The 15,734-nt window shown below is 66.1% G+C and carries 14 protein-coding genes; 8 read left to right on the top strand and 6 right to left on the bottom strand.

Annotated elements, in window-relative coordinates; genetic code table 11:
• The first annotated feature begins 73 nt into the window (after nt 1-73).
• Nucleotides 74-991: an acyl-CoA thioesterase II gene (locus QTI04_RS19140; protein ID WP_286617047.1), complete on the top strand. Its 918-nt coding sequence runs from the start codon at nt 74-76 to the stop codon at nt 989-991.
• Between the two features lie 29 nt (nt 992-1,020).
• Nucleotides 1,021-2,133 carry an NADH:flavin oxidoreductase/NADH oxidase gene (locus QTI04_RS19135; RefSeq protein WP_286617046.1) on the top strand — a complete coding sequence of 371 codons (1,113 nt, stop codon included), beginning with the start codon at nt 1,021-1,023 and terminating at the stop codon, nt 2,131-2,133.
• A 5-nt stretch (nt 2,134-2,138) separates the two neighbouring features.
• Here QTI04_RS19135 and QTI04_RS19130 read toward each other — a convergent pair whose 3' ends face one another.
• Entirely contained in the window at nt 2,139-3,173 is a 1,035-nt protein-coding gene (locus QTI04_RS19130) for a GlxA family transcriptional regulator (RefSeq protein WP_286617045.1), read from the bottom strand.
• Nucleotides 3,174-3,275: 102 nt separating this feature from the next.
• Here QTI04_RS19130 and QTI04_RS19125 point away from each other — a divergent pair, with 102 nt between their 5' ends.
• Complete coding sequence (locus tag QTI04_RS19125) at nt 3,276-4,589, top strand: tetratricopeptide repeat protein (RefSeq protein WP_286617044.1); 1,314 nt, start codon at nt 3,276-3,278, stop codon at nt 4,587-4,589.
• Nucleotides 4,590-4,599: 10 nt separating this feature from the next.
• Here QTI04_RS19125 and atpE read toward each other — a convergent pair whose 3' ends face one another.
• Both atpE and uvrA read right to left on the bottom strand, forming a co-directional pair.
• Complete coding sequence (atpE, locus tag QTI04_RS19120; protein WP_286600122.1) at nt 4,600-4,845, bottom strand: F0F1 ATP synthase subunit C; 246 nt, start codon at nt 4,843-4,845, stop codon at nt 4,600-4,602.
• 138 nt (nt 4,846-4,983) lie between these two features.
• Nucleotides 4,984-8,037 (bottom strand): excinuclease ABC subunit UvrA, encoded by a 3,054-nt coding sequence (uvrA, locus tag QTI04_RS19115; protein WP_286617043.1) that lies wholly within the window; start codon nt 8,035-8,037, stop codon nt 4,984-4,986.
• A gap of 252 nt (nt 8,038-8,289) precedes the next feature.
• Between uvrA and QTI04_RS19110 the strand changes: the two genes are divergently transcribed.
• From QTI04_RS19110 to ssb, 4 genes are all read left to right on the top strand, one after another.
• On the top strand, nt 8,290-8,481 hold the full coding sequence (locus QTI04_RS19110) for a LuxR C-terminal-related transcriptional regulator (protein WP_336621895.1): 192 nt from the start codon (nt 8,290-8,292) through the stop codon (nt 8,479-8,481).
• 144 nt (nt 8,482-8,625) lie between these two features.
• Nucleotides 8,626-9,081, top strand: a complete 456-nt coding sequence (locus QTI04_RS19105) for a LapA family protein (protein ID WP_286617042.1) — start codon at nt 8,626-8,628, stop codon at nt 9,079-9,081.
• A 54-nt stretch (nt 9,082-9,135) separates the two neighbouring features.
• The gene (gene ydiK / locus QTI04_RS19100; RefSeq protein WP_286600117.1) at nt 9,136-10,209 is read left to right on the top strand and encodes an AI-2E family transporter YdiK; all 1,074 of its coding nucleotides are present in this window, start codon (nt 9,136-9,138) and stop codon (nt 10,207-10,209) included.
• A gap of 121 nt (nt 10,210-10,330) precedes the next feature.
• Nucleotides 10,331-10,834, top strand: a complete 504-nt coding sequence (gene ssb, locus QTI04_RS19095) for a single-stranded DNA-binding protein (RefSeq protein ID WP_286600114.1) — start codon at nt 10,331-10,333, stop codon at nt 10,832-10,834.
• Between the two features lie 13 nt (nt 10,835-10,847).
• Here ssb and QTI04_RS19090 read toward each other — a convergent pair whose 3' ends face one another.
• The 3 genes from QTI04_RS19090 to QTI04_RS19080 form a co-directional block, all read right to left on the bottom strand.
• Nucleotides 10,848-12,671: an SLC13 family permease gene (locus QTI04_RS19090; protein WP_286617041.1), complete on the bottom strand. Its 1,824-nt coding sequence runs from the start codon at nt 12,669-12,671 to the stop codon at nt 10,848-10,850.
• Between the two features lie 109 nt (nt 12,672-12,780).
• A complete protein-coding gene (locus QTI04_RS19085; protein ID WP_286600111.1) occupies nt 12,781-13,236 on the bottom strand; it encodes a hypothetical protein in 456 nt (151 codons plus the stop codon).
• Between the two features lie 108 nt (nt 13,237-13,344).
• Entirely contained in the window at nt 13,345-14,091 is a 747-nt protein-coding gene (locus QTI04_RS19080; protein ID WP_286600110.1) for a carbonic anhydrase family protein, read from the bottom strand.
• Nucleotides 14,092-14,301: 210 nt separating this feature from the next.
• Between QTI04_RS19080 and QTI04_RS19075 the strand changes: the two genes are divergently transcribed.
• Nucleotides 14,302-15,732, top strand: coding sequence for a basic amino acid/polyamine antiporter (locus QTI04_RS19075; protein ID WP_286600109.1), 1,431 nt, complete (start codon nt 14,302-14,304; stop codon nt 15,730-15,732).
• The last annotated feature ends 2 nt before the right edge of the window (nt 15,733-15,734 follow it).

Below are 15,734 nucleotides of genomic sequence, written 5' to 3'. Positions count from 1 at the left end.
CGGGACAGCGCTGCGGCTGTGTCTTTGATATCGTTGCGGGCTCTTCCCAGCTGCCTGCGACCGTTTTCCCCCGATGACTGATTCCGCCACCGCCGCCCGCCTCGTCGACGAACTCGTCGAACTGATGCGCCTTGAACCGCTGGGCAATGACCGCTTCCTGGCCCAGAGCGAGGACATCGGCACGCCGGCCGTGTTCGGCGGCCAGGTACTGGGACAGGCACTGATGGCGGCCAGCCAGACCGTCGCCACGGACCGCCCGGCGCACTCGATGCACGCCTACTTCCTGCTGCCCGGTGAACACGCGCCCATCGAATACGCGGTGGATCGCGTGCGGGACGGCCGCAGCTTCACCACGCGCCACGTCGTGGCGCGGCAGGGTGAGCGCATCATCTTCGAGATGTCGGCGTCCTTCCAGACGGTGGACGACGGCATGGACCATCAGCTTCCGATGCCGGAGGCCGCCGGCCCCGACGGCCTGCCCAGCGAATTGGACCAGCGCATCGCCCTCGGCGACCGCCTGCCCGAGCGCTGGCGCGTCAAGGGTCTGGTGCCGCATGGCATCGAATACCGCCGCGTCGACCCCGACGATCTGCTCACGCCGGAGCCGCGCCCCTCGGAAAGCGCGATCTGGATGCGCGCCATCGCGCCGCTGCCGGACGATCCCAACGTGCACCGGGCGCTGCTGGCCTACGCCTCCGACCACGGCCTGCTGCGCGCCGCGATGCTCCCGCACGGCCTGAGCTTCATGAGCGGCAAGGTGCGTCCCGCCAGCCTCGACCACGCGATGTGGTTCCACCGCGATTTCCGCATGGACGACTGGCTGCTCTACAGCCTGGATTCGCCGAGCGCGAGCGGCGCCCGCGGGTTGTGCCGTGGCAGCATCTTCACGCGCGATGGTCGGCTCGTGGCGTCCACCGCGCAGGAAGGCATGCTGCGGATCCTGCGCGAGGGAAGCCCCTCGTCGAGCACCGGAGGCGCCGCGCCGATATAACGGACGGCTCCATCCCACCGGGTCTCCCCATGAGTGTCCTCTTCTCGCCTTACGCCTTGGGCCCGCTGCAGCTTCGCAACCGCATCGTCATCGCGCCGATGTGCCAGTACTCGGCGGAGAACGGCAACGCGGGCGACTGGCACATGATCCATCTCGGGCAACTCGCGCTCTCCGGCGCCGGGTTGCTGATCATCGAGGCGACGGCAGTGGAGGAGATGGGGCGCATCACCCCCGGTGATCTTGGCCTCTACTCCGACGACAACGAGGCCGCGCTGGCGCGCGTGCTGGCGGCCATCCGTCGTTATTCGCGCATCCCGGTTGCGATCCAGCTCGGGCATGCGGGTCGCAAGGCGTCGAGCCATGCACCGTGGGAAGGTGGCCAGTGCCTCTCGCCGGACGAAGGCGCCTGGCAGACCGTGGCGCCGTCCGCCATCCCGCATGCGCCTGGAGAGCCGCCGCCCGTTGCCCTCGATGCCGAAGGACTTCTCCGCGTGAAGGCCGCCTTCGTTCGCGCGGCACAGCGAGCGGACGCACTCGGCATCGACGCGATCGAACTGCATGCGGCGCACGGCTACCTGCTGCATCAGTTTCTCTCGCCGATCTCGAACCAGCGCGACGACCGCTACGGCGGCTCGCCCGAGAACCGCATGCGCTTTCCGCTGGAAGTGTTCGATGCGGTGCGTGCCGCCGTGCCGCAGCGCATGCCCGTCGGTGTGCGCATCTCGGCCACCGACTGGGTCGCTGATGGATGGGATGTCGAGCAGAGCATCGAGTTCGCGAAGACGCTCTCGCAGCGTGGCTGCAGCTTCATGCACGTGTCCTCGGGTGGCGTTTCGCCGCTGCAGAAGATCCCGTTGTCGCCGGGCTACCAGGTGCCGCTGGCGGAGCGCGTCAAGGCGGCGGTGGGCCTGCCGACCATCGCGGTGGGACTCGTCACCGAGCCTGCACAGGCAGAGACCATCGTTTCGGCAGGACAAGCCGATTTGGTCGCGCTGGCCCGTGCGATCCTGTTCGAGCCGCACTGGCCGTGGCGCGCTGCTGCGGAACTGGGTGCGCAGGTCGAAGCACCGCAGCAATACTGGCGTTCTCAGCCGCGCGAGTTGAAGGCCCTGTTCGGCTACACCCGCATCGGGCAGCGCTGAGCGGCTCAGGCGGAGCCTGACAGCGCCGCGCGCATGCCGCCGAAGCGCCGGCGGTACTGCGCCGGCGTGAGGTTCACGCTGCGCCGGAAGAGTCGGCCGAAGAAGGCCGCGTCGTCATAGCCCACCTCCTCGGCGATGGCCTCGATCCCGTCGACCGTGGTTTCCAGCAGATGCTTGGCTTCCTCGATGCGCAGCGTCTGCACGTATTCCATCGGCGTCATGCCGGTCGCGAGCTTGAAGCGGCGCTGAAACGATCGCTCCGCCAGTCCGCTGCGCCCCGTCATCGCGGCGACCGGCGCGGGGTGGGCATAGTGATCGGCAATCCAGGCTTGGCAGCGTCCGATCACCGCGTCGTCCACCTGGCGTGTGCTCGCTACGCGGGCAAAGGGCTGCTGGCCCACGTGATGCCAGTCGATCAGGTTGATCCGGGCGACCTGCATGGCGGCCTCGATGCCGACGCAACGCGCGATCAGGTAGAGCGCGAGGTCCATCCATGAACTTCCGCCGCCCGCCATCACCAGGCGTTGCCCTTCGCCCGAGGCAACCAGCGCGCGCTGCGGCCGCACGCGCGCGCGCGGGTAGCGGCGCTGCATCACATCGCAGAAGGCCCAGTGCGTGGTGGCGTCCTCGTCGTCGAGCAGACCGGCCTCGCCCAGCAGCATGGCGCCGGAGCAGGCCGTGGCGATGAGCGCGCCGCCGGCGTGGCAGCGCCGCACCCAATCCACCTCGGGGTCGAAGAGTCCGTCGAGCGGACCGTGCGGCGCGATCAGGAGTTCCGGCACGCAGACCACCGCGGGCGCGCTGACCTTGTCGAAGCCGTAGTGCGCTTCGATCGGCACGCCATTGGCGACATGCACCACACCGGCCTGCCTGCTGACGATCACCGGATCGAGGAGCGCGGGGCCGGGTTCGCCGCAGACCACCATCGGCCAGTCGCGGCCCGCGCTCTTGAAGAAATCGAACATCCCGTAGACCACCGAGGCCGCGCTCTCGGGCGTGACCAGGATGGCGATCTGCGGCAGATGGTTGTCGGCGGACATCGTCGGCAGTTGGCGGAATCGTCAGGCTTGTTGCGGGAATCGCTGCGGGCGATCGCGCGGTCCGAACTTACGCTTGTGCCGTCATTGATTCAAGGAGCAGCGATGAACCACTACGACGCGCGAGGCGAAGCGCTCTCCACCGAGCAGCTGGCCTCGGTGGCCGCCTACGAGCAGGCGCTCGACCTCTTCAACAGCTTGCGGCTCGACCCCGTCACGGTGCTGCAGCCGGCACTGGAGGCGGATCCGGACTTCATCTCGGGGCACCTGATGATGGCTGGGTTCATGCTCAGTGCCTTCGATGGGCAACTGCTGCCCGCGGCGCGCGCGAGCCTGGAGGCTGCTTCCGCCAGCCACCTTCGGCCGAACGTGCGCGAGCATTCCTTCCAGGCCGCGCTGCAGCTTTGGGCGGATGGCGACCTGGGCCGCGCCAATCGCTTGCTCGGCCGCCATGTGATCGACCACCCGCGCGACCTTTTCGCGCTGCAACTCACCCACATGAGCGATCTTGTGCTCGGCCAGACCACGATGCTGCGCGACCGCGTCGGCCGCGCACTCTGCCAGTGGAAGGAGGGCGATGCGGGCTATGGCTACGTCCTCGGCATGTACGCCTTCGGCCTCGAAGAGTGCAACGAGTACACGCGTGCCGAATCGCTGGGCAGGCACGCGCTGGACCTCCATGCGCACGACACCTGGGCCGTGCATGCGGTGGCGCATGTGTACGAGATGCAGGGGCGGGTGGATGAAGGCATCCGCTGGCTCACCACCGGCACGGCGCACTGGCAGCAGGACAACGCGCTCGCGGTGCACAACCACTGGCATCTCGCGCTGATGCATCTGTCGAACGAAGACCCCGCATCCGCGCTGGCGCTCTATGACCGTGCGATCGCTCCGGGCGCTGCGTCGATGGCCATGGACCTGGTCGATGCGAGCGCGCTGCTGTGGCGGCTCGGTCTGCGCGGCGTCGACGTGGCTTCGCGGTGGACTGTGCTGGCTTCACGCTGGCGCGAGCAGGCGGTCTGGGGGTGGTCGGTCTTCAATGACGTACATGCGCTGGTAGCGTTGGTGGGCGATGGCGACGCCGCAAAGGTCGCGGCCGCACGCCGCGCCGTGGAGGCCGTGCCGCCGACGGCGCCCGCGCCATGGTGGAGCGAAGCGGGCAGCCTGTGCGAGGCAGTGACCGCATTCGGCGAAGGCCGGTACGCACACTGCGCGGAGTTGCTCTTGCCACTGCTGCCCGACACGCATGGCTTCGGGGGCAGCCAGGCGCAGCGCAGTCTCATCCACCTGACGGCGACCGAAGCAGCGCGCCGTGCCGGTGATGCCGCGCTGTGGCAGGCGCTGCGCAGCGAGGGGATGGCTCGAAAGACCTCCATCGCGCCGGTTGCCCACCACGAACGCCTCCTCAGAGCCGCCTGAGCGCCGCTTCTCACCCGCGGAAGGGATTGGCCGTGGCAAACCAAAGACCGATGCCGGTCGCGATGATGAAGGCGCTGTCCGTCACCCCCGCGATCAGGAAGAACAGCGTCTGCAGCGTGTCCTTGAGTTCCGGCTGCCGAGCCGTGCCTTCGAGAAGCTTCGACCCGACGATGCCGACGCCAATGCATGAGCCCACGGCGGCAATGCCGATGAGAAGCGCGACGGCGAGGGGGAGGATGTCGAAACCTGAGGTCATGGTGCTCTTTCGTGGCCTGGGATGTTCGGCCCGGTTGCTGCCGGCGCCACCCTGGCGCCGGCTTGCATCCAATGTCGTCGAGCACGTGCGCGGCGTCGATGACCTCGCAGGTCATGGCGGTGAAGCACCGCCGCCGGCTCAGCCCGGCAGCAGCCGCTTCAGGTAGCGCCCGGTGTGGCTCGCCTCGTTCGCCGCGATGTCCTCGGGCGTACCGACGCCCACCACCGTTCCGCCGCCGGCGCCGCCTTCCGGCCCCATGTCGATCAGCCAGTCGGCGGTCTTGATCACATCGAGGTTGTGCTCGATCACCACGATGGTGTTGCCCGCATCGCGCAACTGGTGCAGCACCTTCAGCAGAAGCTCGATGTCCGCGAAGTGCAGGCCGGTGGTCGGCTCGTCGAGGATGTAGAGCGTGCGGCCTGTGTCGCGCTTGCTGAGTTCGAGCGCGAGCTTCACACGCTGCGCTTCGCCGCCCGACAGCGTGGTCGCAGCCTGGCCCAGCTTGATGTAGCTGAGGCCGACGTCGAGCAGGGTGCGCAGCTTGCGCTCGATGGTCGGCACGGCCTTGAGGAAGTCGTGCGCGGTCTCGACCGTCATGTCGAGGATCTGCGCGATGTTGCGGCCCTTGTATTGCACCTCCAGCGTCTCGCGGTTGTAGCGCTGGCCGTGGCACACCTCACAGGGCACGTACACATCGGGCAGGAAGTGCATCTCGACCTTCACGACGCCGTCGCCCTGACAGGCCTCGCAGCGTCCGCCTGCGACGTTGAAGCTGAAGCGGCCCGGGCCGTAGCCGCGCTCGCGTGCCGTGTTGGTCTCGGCCATCAGTTCGCGGATCGGCGTGAAGAGTCCGGTGTAGGTCGCGGGGTTGCTGCGCGGCGTCCGGCCGATCGGTGACTGGTCGACGTTGATGACCTTGTCGAAGTATTCGATGCCTTCGATCGCCTCATGCGCGGCGGGCTCCTCGTGCGCGCGATAGAGCGTGCGTGCCACCGCGGCGTAGAGCGTGTCGTTGACCAGCGTGGACTTGCCCGATCCCGAAACGCCGGTCACGCAGGTCAGGAGGCCCACCGGGAAGGCCACATTCGCGTCCTTGAGGTTGTTGCCCGATGCGCCGATGACGCGGATCTCCTGCAGATCCGACTGCGACGCCAGGTGCGCGGCCTCCCGTGCCGCGCGCCGTTCCGCGGCGGGACTCTGCGGAAAGCGCGATGCCTTCTTGCCCTCGTTGAACGCCGGCTTGGCGACCACCGGCAGCCAGGGCGTGCGGCGTGCAGGCACCGCGATCTTCTTGACGCCCGAGAGGTATTGCCCGGTCAGCGAATCGGGACTGGCGGCGACGTGTTCGTAGGTGCCCTGCGCCATCACCCGGCCGCCATGCACACCGGCGCCGGGGCCCATGTCGATCACGTGATCGGCCGCGTGGATCATGTCCTCGTCATGCTCGACCACGATCACGCTGTTGCCGATGTCGCGCAGATGCTTGAGCGTGCCGATGAGTCGGTCGTTGTCGCGCTGGTGCAGGCCGATGCTGGGCTCGTCGAGCACGTACATCACGCCCGTGAGGCCGGAGCCGATCTGCGAGGCGAGGCGAATTCGCTGCGCCTCGCCGCCGGACAGGGTCTCGGCGCTGCGGTCCAGGCTCAGGTAGTTGAGGCCGACGTCGTTCAGGAACTTGAGTCGAAGTCCGATCTCGCGCACGACCTTGTCGGCGATCTCCGCCTTCGCGCCGCGCAGGTGCAGCTTCTGGAAGTACGCAAAGCTCTCGCGCAGCGTAGCGCGGCTGATCTCGTAGATCGCCATGCGCTGCTGCTCAGGGCCGGTGTCGTCGACCAGGAACACGTTGCGCGCCTCGCGGCGCAGGCGTGTGCCTTCGCAGTCGGGGCAAGGCTGCATGTTGCGAAAGCGCGAGAGGTCCTCGCGCACCATCGTCGAGTCGGTTTCGCGATAGCGCCGCGCCATGTTCGGAATGATCCCCTCGAAGGGATGCTTGCGCACCAGCTTCTTGCCCGCCTGCTGGCCGCTGTCCATCACGTAGGTGAACTTGATCTCTTCCTGCGCCGAGCCGTGCAGCACGGTCTGCTGGACGGAGGCAGGCAGTTCCTCGAAGGGCTGGTCGATGTCGAACTTGTAGTGCTTCGCCACGCTCTCCAGCATGCTGAAGTAGTAGCCGTTGCGCCGGTCCCATCCCTTGACGGCGCCGCTCGCGAGGCTCAGCGACGGAAATGCGACCACGCGTGCCGGGTCGAAGAACTCGCGATGGCCCAGGCCGTCGCAACTCGGACATGCGCCCACGGGCGAGTTGAAGGAAAAGAGGCGCGGCTCCAGTTCGGCCAGCGAGTAGTGGCAGATCGGACAGGCGAACTTGGCGTTGAAGAGGTGCTCGTGTGCCGGCTTCGGCGCGGGCGCCGATTCGGGCTCGCCGGCGGGGGCGTCCATCTCGAGTGCGATCGCGCGGCCGTCGGCCAGCCGCAGCGCCGCCTCGAAGCTCTCGGCCAGCCGCTGCTGCATGTCGGGACGTGCGCGCAGGCGGTCGATGACCACGTCGATGTCGTGCTTCTCGGTTTTCTTGAGCTTGGGCAGGTCGTTGTATTCGTAGGTCTGCCCGTCGACGCGGAAGCGGATGTAGCCCTGCGCCTGCATCTCGGCGAAGAGCTCGAGGAACTCGCCCTTCTTCTCGCGCGCCACCGGCGCCAGGATCATGAGGCGCGGCTCGTTCGGGATCGCGAGGGCGGCGTCGACCATCTGGCTGACGGTCTGCGCCTGCAGGGGCAGGTGGTGGTCGGGGCAGTAGGGCGTGCCGGCACGGGCGTAGAGCAGCCGCAGGTAGTCGTGGATCTCCGTCACCGTGCCCACGGTCGAGCGCGGGTTGTGGCTGGTGGCCTTCTGCTCGATGCTGATCGCGGGCGACAGGCCCTCGATCACATCGACGTCCGGCTTGTCCATCAGCTGCAGGAACTGCCGCGCATAGGCCGAGAGGCTCTCGACGTAGCGGCGCTGGCCTTCGGCATAGAGCGTGTCGAAGGCCAGGCTCGACTTGCCCGAGCCCGACAGGCCGGTGATCACCACCAGCTTGTTGCGCGGAATGTCGAGATCGACGTTCTTGAGGTTGTGCGTGCGCGCGCCGCGAATGCTGATGCGTTGCTGCGCGAGCACGGCGCCGAGGTAGGCGTCATCGGAGGGGGAATTCACGGGCGGTCGGTCCTGGGCAACCGGACATGATAAGTCCCCGGCGTTTTCGGGGCCCGCGGGAGGAATCGTCGGGGTCGGACTGTCCTCCGGGCTCACCGGCAACGCAGAGCAGGACCGGCTGCGACGCTGAGATTCATTCTCGAATCGAGGAATATTCTTGAAATCTTCCTCGGAGCGCGTGGTCCAGGCCTCCTACACCGTGTTGTCCGGCTACAGCATTTTGCGACTTCCGTCCTGAAGGACCACGCCAGCTTGGGAGACGGAAAGCCCGGGACTTTGATCGAGAGTCTTTCCGATCGTGAATTGACTGTATTGCAATACCTGGCCCGCGGTCTGAGCAACAAGACGATCAGCGGCTACAAGACGCGAATCTTTGAAAAACTGAGCATCTCCACGCTCGTGGAACTCGTAGATTTCTCGCGTGCGCATTGTCTGGTTACCTGAACCTTCCATGGTGGCTGCTCGAAAGATCGATCGCAGTGCCAGAACCGTCTCATGGACGCGCAGGGGCGGAGTTCATAAAGTCAGACCGCTGGACTGTTCACAGGGTCCGCCCTCTACAACGGAAGAAACTGAAGAAGGAATGCAATGGGAGTAAGAACAGGCGTGTTGCTCATCGTCATGATGCTGATCGCGGCACTCGCCGCCCTGAACTGGGGCACCCTGTCCGCGCCGGTCGTCATGTCGGTCGGATTCATGCACGTCACGGCGCCGCTGGGTCTGGTCATGCTGGCGCTGACGGTGCTGTTGGGTGTCGTCTTTGCGACCTACGTGGTGTATCTGCAGAGCTCGATGCTGCTCGACGCGCGCCGGCAATCGAAGGAAATGCAGGCCCAGCGCACGCTCGCTGACAGGGCTGAGGCTTCGCGGTTCACTGAGCTGCGCAACTTCCTGGAGTCGCAGGAGAACGCCCACATGGAGCGCAATGCCGAGCGCCATGCCTCGCTGCTCGCACGCGTCGAGCAGGTCGAGGCAACGATCGGGTTGCGCTTCGAGCTGTTGGAACGCGCGATTTCCAGCCGGGCCGAGGCACTGAAGGCTTAACGGCAAGCCCGGGCTCAAGCAAACTGCGGGTTGTCCAAGAAACTGGTGACCCTCATGACCGATCCTCGCTCCGATCTTGCCAAGATCACCTTTGGCGTCCTGAGCATCGTCCTGCTCATCGGCTCGTCCCTCTGGATTCTTCGCCCCTTCCTGGGCGCGACGATCTGGGCGGTCATGGTCGTGGTGGCCACCTGGCCGGCACTGCTGTGGTTCGAGGCCCGGCTGTGGCGGCGTCGCAGCCTCGCGGTGCTGGTGATGGTGCTGATCCTGCTGCTGCTGTTCGTGCTGCCGCTGACGCTGGCCATTTCGACCATTGCAGCTAACGCGGACGAGGTCGCCGACTGGTTCAGGCTGCAGATCAGCGAGGGCCCACCCCAACTTCCCGCATGGGTCGGTGGCCTGCCATTCGTCGGACCCAAGCTGACGCTGGCCTGGGACGAACTTGTCGCTTCCGGCGTGGCCGGCGTCGAGGCCAAGGTCACGCCCTATGCGAAGCAAGTCACGGGCTGGCTCTTTTCGCAGGCTGGCGTCGTGGGTGCGCTGACGCTGCAGTTCCTGCTGACCGTGGTCATCGCGGGCGTGATGTACGCCCAGGGTGAATCGGCGGCGGCCGAGGCCCTGCGCTTCGGTCGGCGACTGGGCGGGCCGCGCGGAGAAGGTGCAGTCGTCTTGGCCGGCAAGGCGATCCGCGGTGTGGCGTTGGGCGTGGGCGTGACGGCCATCGTCCAGGCGGTGGTGGGCGGCATCGGCCTCGCCATTGCCGGCGTGCCATTCGCCGCCCTGCTGACGGCGGTGATGTTCATGATGTGCATCATCCAGATCGGACCGACTCTGGTGCTCGCGCCGGCCGCGATCTGGGTCTTCTGGCACGGCTCGACCGGCTGGGGCATCTTCCTGGGGGTGTGGACGCTGATCGTCGGCACCATGGACAACTTCCTGCGCCCGATGCTCATCAAGCGTGGCGCCGACCTGCCATTGCTCCTGATCTTTGCCGGCGTCATCGGCGGCCTGCTCGGCTTCGGGTTGGTCGGTATCTTCGTGGGTCCGGTCATGCTGGCCGTGTCCTATACGCTGATCGACGCTTGGCTCGCGGACGCAGACCCGCCCGAGATCGAGACGAAGCGCTGAGCGGGGCTCCCTGATCCAGTCGGGGTGGACGATGCCTATACGTCGTGCCGGCTCGGCGAGGTAGACTTGTTGGTTCAATCCTTCGTTTTCTTGGACTTCTGATATTTCAGGGGCAGCGCATATGGCATCGGTCAATAAAGTCATCCTCGTCGGCAACCTCGGACGCGATCCGGAAACACGCACGTTCCCGAGCGGAGATCAGGTGTGCAACGCGACCCTGGCCACCACCGACAAGTGGAAGGACAAGCAAAGCGGCGAAATGCGCGAGGCCACCGAGTGGCACCGCCTCGTGTTCAACGGCCGCCTCGCCGAAATCGCCGCGCAGTACCTGCGCAAGGGTTCGCAGATCTACGTCGAAGGCCAGATCCGCACGCGGAAGTACACGGACAAGGACGGCGTCGAGAAGTACGCGACCGATATCCGCGTCGACCAGATGCAGATGCTCGGCAGCCGCCAGGGCCAGGGCGGCCCATCGGGCGGTGATGATGACGGCGGCTACTCGCAAGGTGGCGGCTATTCGCGCCCGCCCGCAGCGGCACCCCGCGCACCTGCTCCCGCGCCACGCCAGGCACCGGCCAAGTCGTCGTCAGGTTTCGACGACATGGACGACGACATTCCGTTCTGATTTGCGCGAGCTGCTACAGGGGCAGCAGCCACGGGACGAGCAGCACGCTCACGATCAGCGTCAGAAGGACGAGCGGCACGCCGATGCGCACGAAGTCCATGAAGCTGTAGTCGCCCGGTCCCACCACGAGCGTATTGACGGGCGACGACACCGGCGTCATGAAGGCGGCCGAAGCCGCCAGTGCCACCATCATGGCGAAGGGGTAGGGTGACGCCTGCAGATGCTTGGCGACAGCCAGGGCGACCGGCGCCATCAGCACGGCCGTGGCCGTGTTGGAAATGAACATGCCCAGCACCGAGGTGACCACGAAGATGGACGCCAGCACTGCGCGTGGGCTGGCTTCGCCGACCAGTTCCAGCAGCATCTGTGCCGCCAGGTCGACCCCGCCGGTCCGCTGCAATGCAAGCGAAAAGGGCAGCATGCCGACGATCAGCAGAAGGCTCTGCCAGTAGATGGAGCGGTAGGCGGTGGAAAGATCCATGCAGCCGAACAGCCCCATCAGCAGGCAGCCTATGAGCGCGGCCTGCACGTTCGGCAAGACGCCGGTGACCATGAAGGCCACGACCAGCGCAAGCGAGAACAGCGCGAAAGGCGCGCGTGCCGCCGCCGGCGCGATCTCGTCGAATTCCGCCGGCAGGTTGAAGATGACGAGATCCATGTCCGACTTGAGCTTGCGGATGGCCTTCCAGATGCCGACCACCAGCAGGGTGTCGCCAGCCTTCAGCGGAACGGAAAGAACACGGTCCGCGGCCACAGGCTCGCTGCCGCGCTTCAGTCCGATGACGGACACATCGTGGGTGGCGCGCAGGCGCGACTCGACCACTGTCTTGCCGATCAGATTGGAGCCGGGCGGCACCAGCACCTCGGCCATGCCGATGTCCTGCGCATGCTCCGAGAAGTAGGCACCGGCCAGCGGAACTCTTTCCAGCGCGAGCCGACGGCTCAGGTGGTCGATGTTCGCGGCCGGATTGGATACGTCGACGAACAGCACGTCGCCCGCCTCGAGCCGCGTGCCCGGCGACAGCAGGCTGCGGGTGAAGCGAACGCTGCGTTCGATCGCGAGCACGTTGACGCCGGGCACATCCTCCAGTTCGAGCTCGTCGAGCATCTGGCCCACGGCGGGCGAGTGCGGGGCGACCCGAAAGCGATACTCCCGCCCGGCCAATGCGTATTCCTCGATCCAGTGGCCGAGCCCGGTCCGCCTGCTGGGCGGAATCGCCGGGCCTTCCGGCCCCGCCAGCCAGCGTCGCGTGAGCAGCATGTAGGTGATGGCCATCACCAGCAACGGCAAACCGAAAGGCGTGAAGCTGAAGAAGTGAAAGCCGTTGAATCCCTCGCGCACGAGCTCGCCATGAATCAACAGGTTGGGCGTTGTCGCGACCAGCGTCAGCGTGCCGCTGATCAGTGCGGCGACGCTGAGCGGCATCATCAGTCGCCGTGCTGCGATGCCGGTGTTGCTCGCGATGCGCAGCACGATGGGAACGAAGATCGCGACCACTGCCGTCGAGCTCATCACCGAGCCTACGCCGGCGACGATCACCATCAGCAGTGCGATGAGCCGTGTCTCGTTCGGCCCTGCACGGACCACCAGCAGGTCGCCCAGGCGCCGCGCCACGCCGGTACGCACGAGGCCCTGGCCGATCACGAACAACAACGCGATCAGCACGACGTTGGGGTCCGCAAAGCCGGCCAGTACCTCCTGCATGCTGACCACTCCGGTGAACGGCAATGCGGCCATCATGATGAGCGCGACCACGTCGGTGCGTGGCCGGTTGATCGCAAACATCGTGATCGCGCCGGCGAGAAGGGCCAGCACCACGCCGAGCTGGTAGGTCATGGCTCGGACCCGTTTCCGCTCATGGCACCGGGGACGCGATGCTTTTGCGGATTCTGGCGTGCTTCATGGCGGTCTTGATGTGCCCGATGCGCTCCGGCGCGCGATCAAGTCATTGCGCCTGCGGGATGACGCGAGCGGCGTCGCCCTGACCTTCGATGTAGACGCGCTGCCCCACGCGAAGGCCCGGCGTGGCTGGCTGCGTCACTTCGACCAGAACGCCGCTGGTCGTGCGGACGAAGATCTCCTGGCCGGCCACGGGCTGGTCATACCTTCTTGCGACCTCGGCCCCGGCCATCGTGCCGCCGATGGCGCCGACGACCATCGCTACATCGCGCCCAGTGCCTCCGCCGATCAGGCTGCCGAGGCCGACGCCCGTGAGGCCGCCGAGGACCGCCCCGACGCCCGTGTGATGCGAGCTTCGGATCTGTGTCGGAGTGATCTGCTCGATCACGCCTTGCCGCACAGCCATCGAACCCGACTGCGAACCCGGTGAAGCACAGGCTGCAAGCAAGAGGGCCAGTGCGAAGGCCGCGAAGCGGGAAAGAAGTTGCGTCGTCGTTGTCATGGGTCGATCTCTTTCATCAGGTTCGAAAATCATGGCACCGGATGCATGCATGGCGATTGCCCGAAGGTGCAGCAACATTTGCCCTTTCGGGCATCGCGATGAACATCGCTAGCCCAGAAAGGTCACCGCGCCGTTGCGCAGGTCGTACATCGACCCGACGATCTTGATCCGGCCCTTTTTCTCCAGGTCCACCAGGATGGGGCTGACGCGGCGTATCGTGTCGATGGTCTGCTGCACGTTGGTACGCGCCACCGCATCGACGAACGCATCGTTCTTGCTGGACCGGTCGCCCGTGTAGGAAGTTGCCGCGACCGCTGGCTTGATGGTCTCCAGCAGCCCCGTCAGGTTGCCCAGTTGCACGTTGTCGATGGCGCCCTTGATCGCGCCGCAGGCGGTGTGTCCCATCACCAGGACCACCTTCGCGCCCGCAGCCGCGCACGCGAACTCCAGGCTGCCGATCAGGTCGTTGTTGGCGATGTTGCCTGCGATGCGCGCGTTGAAGGTGTCCCCGATCCCCATGTCGAAAATAATCTCGGCGGGTGAGCGAGAGTCGATGCAACTGAGGATGACCGCTGCAGGAAACTGGCCCGGGGCACTGGCTCGCTTCTGTGCAAGAAAGTCCTGCGCATGCATCTTGCCGGAACGAAAGCGTCCGTTCCCCCTCTTCATCATCTCGATCACTCTGTCGGGCGTCAGCGCATCCCGCTCGGCCTGGGTCCAGGAGGCAGCATGGGCGTTGGATCCCGTGCCTGCGACGAGTGCGACGGCGCCTGCACTCATTCCTGCCTTCAACCATGCGCGCCGACCGTTGTTCTGGGCATGCGCCGTCGCGCAGCAACCCTTGATTGATTCCATGGGAGGTCCTTTGCAAGGTGCGAGGGACTCGATCATCTGCGCAGCCAGGCAAAAAATCCAGCAACGACAACTGCGGCCGGCCGTGCGTTGGTTCGCTCGGTTGCTGGCTTGACAAAGAGATGAACGCCAATGATGCTAAGTCGCGTCTGTCCAAGGGGCATCGACACAGGAGATCCTCATGGCGACAGATGCAAAAGCCACTGACCCGGCATGACCACCCCCCAGGACCAGCAACTCTCGCGCGGCGCACTCACGGCCCTTGTCGTCGGCTCGATGATCGGTTCAGGCATCTTTGCCGTGCCGTCGGCCTTCGGGCGTTCGACCGGCGGCCTGGGTGCGTTGATCGCCTGGGCCATTGCCGGCACCGGCATGCTGATGCTGGCGTTCGTGTTCCAGACCCTGTCCCGGCGACGGCCCGATCTCGACACGGGCATCTATGCCTACGCCAAGGAAGGTTTCGGCAACTATCTCGGCTTTGCGTCGGCGGTGGGCTACTGGATCGGCTGCTGCCTCGCCGATGTCGCCTGCCTCGTGCTGATCAAGGCGACGCTGGGCCAGTTTTTCCCGGTCTTCGGCGACGGGACGACCGCTGTGGCGATCGTGTCCGCATCGGTCCTGCTGTGGGCGGTGCACGTCCTGATCCTGCGCGGCGTGAAGGAGGCGGCTGCGCTGAACACCATCGCCACCGTCGCGAAGATCGTGCCGATCGCTGTCTTCATCTTCTTCGCCATCGCCGGATTCAAGGCGGACATCTTCGCGATGAACTTCTGGGGCGGCGAAGAGCAGACCCTGTCGAGCCTCGCCGGCCAGGTCCGCAACACGATGCTGGTCACGGTGTTCGTGTTCGTCGGCATCGAAGGGGCCAGCGTCTACTCGCGCTATGCGAAGAAGCGGGAGGACGTGGGCATTGCCACCGTGCTCGGCTTCCTGGGTGTGCTGTGCCTGCTGATCATGGTCACCATGCTCTCCTACGGCGTGCTGCTGCGTCCCGATCTCGCGGCGCTCCCCACCCCGGCGATGGCCGGCGTGATGGCGTCCATCGTCGGACCCTGGGGCCTGGTGTTCATCAGCATCGGGCTGCTCATCTCGATCCTCGGCAACTACCTTTCCTGGTCTCTGCTGGCTGCGGAGGTCCTGCACTCGGCGGCCAAGAACAAGACGATGCCGAGCTTTCTCGCCGGCGAAAACAAGAACGGAACCCCCGCAGCCGCGCTGTGGCTGACGAACATAGTCATCCAGGTCTTCCTGCTCGTCACCTGGTTTGCCGAGTACGCCTTCACGCTGGCGCTGAAGATGACCAGCTCGATGACGCTCATTCCATATCTGCTTGTCGCGGCGTACGGCTTCAAGCTCGCATGGACCGGCGAGACCTACGCGCCCGATGAGCGAAGTCGCTCGGTCGATCGGGTGCGCGGCGCGATCGCCGTCGTCTATGCCGCGGGCATGCTGTACGCAGGCGGGGCGAAGTACCTGCTGTTGTCGGCGGTGCTCTACGCGCCCGGAACCTTCCTCTATTTTCTGGCCCGGCGCGAGCAGAAAAAGCAGCTCTTCACCTTTCCCGAGACGATCGTCTTCGCCGTATTCGCCATCGCGGCGATCGTCGCGCTGTACGCGCTCGCGACCGGCGCGCTCACTGTGTAGGT

The organism is Variovorax sp. J22R115, assembly GCF_030317005.1.
In the GTDB taxonomy this organism is placed as follows: Bacteria; Pseudomonadota; Gammaproteobacteria; order Burkholderiales; family Burkholderiaceae_C; genus Variovorax.
Note: the sequence above shows the minus strand (reverse complement) of the source record. Positions and strands in the feature narration are given on the sequence as shown.

Coding starts and splice junctions, on each gene's coding strand:
- QTI04_RS19140 (WP_286617047.1), top strand. CDS start 74: ATGACTGATTCCGCCACCGCCGCCCGCCTCGTCGACGAACTCGTCGAA.
- QTI04_RS19135 (WP_286617046.1), top strand. CDS start 1,021: ATGAGTGTCCTCTTCTCGCCTTACGCCTTGGGCCCGCTGCAGCTTCGC.
- QTI04_RS19130 (WP_286617045.1), bottom strand. CDS start 3,173: ATGTCCGCCGACAACCATCTGCCGCAGATCGCCATCCTGGTCACGCCC.
- QTI04_RS19125 (WP_286617044.1), top strand. CDS start 3,276: ATGAACCACTACGACGCGCGAGGCGAAGCGCTCTCCACCGAGCAGCTG.
- atpE (WP_286600122.1), bottom strand. CDS start 4,845: ATGACCTCAGGTTTCGACATCCTCCCCCTCGCCGTCGCGCTTCTCATC.
- QTI04_RS19105 (WP_286617042.1), top strand. CDS start 8,626: ATGGGAGTAAGAACAGGCGTGTTGCTCATCGTCATGATGCTGATCGCG.
- ydiK (WP_286600117.1), top strand. CDS start 9,136: ATGACCGATCCTCGCTCCGATCTTGCCAAGATCACCTTTGGCGTCCTG.
- ssb (WP_286600114.1), top strand. CDS start 10,331: ATGGCATCGGTCAATAAAGTCATCCTCGTCGGCAACCTCGGACGCGAT.
- QTI04_RS19090 (WP_286617041.1), bottom strand. CDS start 12,671: ATGACCTACCAGCTCGGCGTGGTGCTGGCCCTTCTCGCCGGCGCGATC.
- QTI04_RS19085 (WP_286600111.1), bottom strand. CDS start 13,236: ATGACAACGACGACGCAACTTCTTTCCCGCTTCGCGGCCTTCGCACTG.
- QTI04_RS19080 (WP_286600110.1), bottom strand. CDS start 14,091: ATGGAATCAATCAAGGGTTGCTGCGCGACGGCGCATGCCCAGAACAAC.
- QTI04_RS19075 (WP_286600109.1), top strand. CDS start 14,302: ATGACCACCCCCCAGGACCAGCAACTCTCGCGCGGCGCACTCACGGCC.